The organism is Mesorhizobium sp. M7A.F.Ca.US.006.04.2.1, from assembly GCF_004022915.1.
In the GTDB taxonomy this organism is placed as follows: Bacteria; Pseudomonadota; Alphaproteobacteria; order Rhizobiales; family Rhizobiaceae; genus Mesorhizobium; species Mesorhizobium ciceri.
This window is the reverse complement of record NZ_RZQA01001632.1, coordinates 1-474: the sequence shown is the minus strand read 5'-3', so window position 1 is coordinate 474 and position 474 is coordinate 1. Positions and strand designations below refer to the sequence as shown.

At 69.8% G+C, this 474-nt stretch carries 1 protein-coding gene; it reads left to right on the top strand.

What is annotated here, in order from left to right:
- A partial coding sequence (locus EN925_RS39140) for a C-terminal helicase domain-containing protein (protein WP_164894852.1) occupies positions 1 to 474 on the top strand: 474 nt, incomplete at both ends.

Below are 474 nucleotides of genomic sequence, written 5' to 3'. Positions count from 1 at the left end.
ATGCGGGACGGCCGCGCAAAAGTCTGTATCGCCACCGATGTCGCGGCGCGCGGCATCGACCTGCCCAATCTTGAGCTGGTCATCCACGCCGATTTGCCGACCAACCCGGAAACGCTGCTGCACCGCAGCGGCCGCACCGGCCGCGCCGGGCGCAAGGGCGTCAGCGCGCTGATCGTGCCCAACAGCGCCCGCAAGCGCACCGAACGGCTGTTGCAGAACGCCGGCCTCAAGGCGACATGGGCGAGCCCGCCCTCGGCCGACGACGTGATGCGGCGCGACGACGAGCGCATCCTTGCCGATCCGGCTTTCGATGAGCCGGTGAAGGAGGACGAGCGCTCCTTCATCGACGCACTGCTCGCCAGGCATGGCGCCGAACAGGTGGCCGCTGCCTTCGTGCGCCAGTGCCGCGCCAGCCGCTCGGCCCCCGAGGACCTCATGGAGATCGCGCCCTTCACGCCGTCGCGTGAAAGACCG